This is a genomic window from Oleiphilus sp. HI0128 (genome assembly GCF_001635365.1).
This window is the reverse complement of sequence record NZ_LWGG01000821.1, coordinates 1-3,386: the sequence shown is the minus strand read 5'-3', so window position 1 is coordinate 3,386 and position 3,386 is coordinate 1. Positions and strand designations below refer to the sequence as shown.

Here is a 3,386-nt window from a genome sequence, read left to right as displayed (position 1 = left end):
AGATATAAACACTTTCATCTGTAACTTCAGCATAGAAGCCTTCCTTAACATCAAAGGTACGGACATTGTTAGTTAACAAGCGGGTTTGGAAGTTTGTTTCCAGCTCACCAGCAGACATCCCTTCTAAATCAACTTCTTTATCATAAGATTCGAGTACAGATGCAATTTGCCAATGCTCATAAAACGCGGGGTAAAGCTTGAAAGCAATTGTTAAAATAATCGCAGCCATACCCAAAAAAAGCAGGACCACTGGCATCGAAGCACCCTTTTGCCGAGAATCAGTACGCATGTATAACCTCATCGTTAATCTATTTGAATCGTTGCGCTGCCAAGAAGCAGGACATTTATAATAGTATTGTTCAATATACGGATATTGCCTACTCGCTAAACAAAAGTCTTAAACTTTATTCGATAGCACCAACACGCGAAAAACTAGGTATGGAGAAGAACTTTGGCCAATGCATCCATATCGCAAAGGCTTTTCCGACAACCAGGTGGTCAGGAACAACGCCCCAAAAGCGGCTATCATTACTGTTATCCCGGTTATCTCCAACCATAAAATACGAGCCCTCAGGAATCTCCCAGTAACCTTCAGCACCTCTATTTAGCTGCGCTTTATGCTCATACAGCTTATGCTTAACCGAGCCTAAAGTCTCTTCAAACAGTTTGCGCCCAGGTAAATTCGCTAACAGTTTCTCTTCGACAAGCTCACCGTTGATCCATAACTGCTTGTCTTTATATTCAATTTTGTCACCAGGGACACCGATAACTCGCTTAATATAATTGGTCTTTCCATCTTTAGGGTATTTAAAGACCATTACATCACCGCGCTGCGGATCATCCATTTCAATGACTTTAGTTCCCACCACGGGAAGGCGAAAACCATAGGCATACTTATTTACCAGAATAAAGTCGCCAACTTCCAGGCTTGGTAACATTGAACCAGAAGGAATTTGGAAAGGCTCAACAAGAAAGGAACGCAAAACTAAAACGATTGCCAGTACCGGAAAAAAAGACCTAGAAACTTCTACTAACCAAGGGCCTTCAGAAATTTCTTCTTCGCTAGCTGCACTAGATGAATTATCTTTAGCCGCATCTCTTTTTGGTTTCCAGAGTATTGCATCGGCAAGGTATATCAAACCCGTCGCGAAAGTCAGTACAACCAATATCAGGGGAAAATCTATATCCATACTCTTCTCTTATCTACTTGATGCTCAAGCCAACGACGTCGAAAGCAATGTATTAATTATCAATCTTCAAAACTGCCATGAAAGCTTCTTGCGGGATCTCTACACTCCCAACCTGCTTCATTCGTTTTTTACCTTCTTTCTGCTTCTGTAGAAGCTTCTTCTTACGACTTACGTCACCACCGTAGCATTTTGCTGTTACGTTTTTACGTAAGGCTTTTACAGTTTGCCGAGCAACAATTTGACCACCAATCGCGGCTTGAATAGCAACATCAAACATTTGACGAGGAATTAGCTCCTTCATCTTCTCGGTAAGTAAACGTCCCTTTGAGTGGGCATTATCTTTATGAATAATTAGCGCCAATGCGTCAACTTTGTCACCGTTTATTAGAACGTCCAGTTTGGTCAAATTAGACGTTTCAAACCGTACAAAGTGATAATCTAGCGACGCGAAGCCCCGACTGACTGATTTGATACGGTCAAAGAAGTCGAGTACCACTTCATTCATTGGTAAATCATATTTGAGAGAGACCTGCCCTCCCAGAAATTGCATATCCTTCTGAATGCCTCGTTTCTCAACACAAAGACTAATTACATTCCCCAAATGCTCTTGTGGTACGAGAATATTTGCCTCTACGATTGGCTCTCTCATCTCCTCTACTGCACCGGGGTCTGGTAGACGAGACGGGTTATCTACTTTAATAACCTCACCATTACGCATCACTAGTTCGTAAATAACTGTTGGCGCAGTGGTCAATAAATCTAAGTTATATTCTCGTTCGAGTCTCTCCTGGATAATCTCCATATGGAGCATACCCAAGAAACCACAGCGGAACCCGAAGCCAAGCGCATCGGAGGTCTCAGGTTCATAATGTAAAGAAGCGTCATTTAAGGTGAGTTTTTCCAAGGCATCGCGAAACGACTCATAGTCATCAGAACTAACTGGAAACAAAGCGGCATAGACCTGTGGCTGGACTTTCTTAAAGCCTGGCAACTGCTCTACTTCAGGAGTTTTAGCATGGGTGATGGTATCACCAACTGGCGCGCCATGAATGTCTTTAATACCCGCAACAACAAAACCAACTTCACCTGCTCTAAGAATGCCGGTCTCATGACGCTTCGGTGTAAACACTCCCGCAGCATCAATTTGGTGGGTTTTGCCCGTTGACTTGATTAAGATTTTATCGCCTTTACGCAAGGTGCCTTCTTTAACTCGTACGAGAGATACAACACCCAAGTAATTATCAAACCAGGAATCAATAATAAGCGCCTGAAGGTCAGCATCAACATCACCCTCTGGAGGTGGAACCACTTCGATTAGAGCTTCAAGAACATCTTCAACTCCCATGCCACTTTTAGCACTACAGGGAACCGCTCCCGACGCATCGATTCCGATAATATCCTCAATCTCTTGGGTTACTCGCTCAGGATCGGCCTGTGGCAAATCCATTTTATTTAGTACAGGAAGTACCTCCAAGCCCATTTCGATGGAGGTATAACAATTTGCCACCGACTGAGCCTCGACCCCCTGACCAGCATCGACAACCAATAACGCACCCTCACAGGCAGCGAGAGAACGTGACACTTCATACGAAAAGTCTACGTGCCCCGGAGTATCGATGAAGTTTAGCTGATAGGTTTCGCCATCTTTTGCCTTATAATCGAGTGTGACACTCTGGGCCTTGATCGTAATACCACGTTCTCGCTCGATATCCATGGAATCGAGTACCTGAGCTTCCATCTCACGGGACGACAGCCCGCCACAATCCTGAATAAAACGATCAGCCAAGGTCGACTTACCGTGGTCAATATGGGCAATTATTGAGAAATTACGAATATGTTTAAGACTACTCACTGGATTATTTTACTCTAAGGTTGATATCTAAATTGAGCACTCGGAATAAGTGGCAACCAAACCGCGCATTCTAAAGGATTTCAGCTAACTTGGCGATATTTGTTTGATAAGTTGCGGGCTTCTTGAAATGTTTAAAGGAAAACGGAGAATGGCTACCGGACGTTAAAGGCTTCAACATAAGGTGCCAATAGGTCCTGCCCCTTAAACTGACCATTAAGTACCGAAATAAAGGTATAGACGCCTACCAGCTTTCGATTCAGGAACACAAATTCTTTTGGCGGAATTTTAAAGTAACGACTAATTGCCGAAACAGCAGCTCGCTTGGCAATACGTGAAGGCAAATC

At 43.4% G+C, this 3,386-nt stretch carries 3 protein-coding genes and 1 pseudogene; all 4 read right to left on the bottom strand.

Going from position 1 to position 3,386, the window contains the following annotated elements; all coding sequences use genetic code 11:
* The coding region (locus tag A3763_RS12390; protein WP_197482894.1) for a DUF4845 domain-containing protein at nucleotides 1-289 on the bottom strand (289 nt) is incomplete at its 3' end.
* Between the two features lie 115 nt (nucleotides 290-404).
* Nucleotides 405-1,190: a signal peptidase I gene (lepB, locus tag A3763_RS12385; protein WP_068507894.1), complete on the bottom strand. Its 786-nt coding sequence runs from the start codon at nucleotides 1,188-1,190 to the stop codon at nucleotides 405-407.
* Between the two features lie 52 nt (nucleotides 1,191-1,242).
* Nucleotides 1,243-3,042, bottom strand: coding sequence for a translation elongation factor 4 (lepA, locus tag A3763_RS12380; RefSeq protein ID WP_068507897.1), 1,800 nt, complete (start codon nucleotides 3,040-3,042; stop codon nucleotides 1,243-1,245).
* Nucleotides 3,043-3,194: 152 nt separating this feature from the next.
* Nucleotides 3,195-3,386 (bottom strand): annotated as a pseudogene (locus tag A3763_RS12375) (AarF/ABC1/UbiB kinase family protein); the annotation flags it as partial.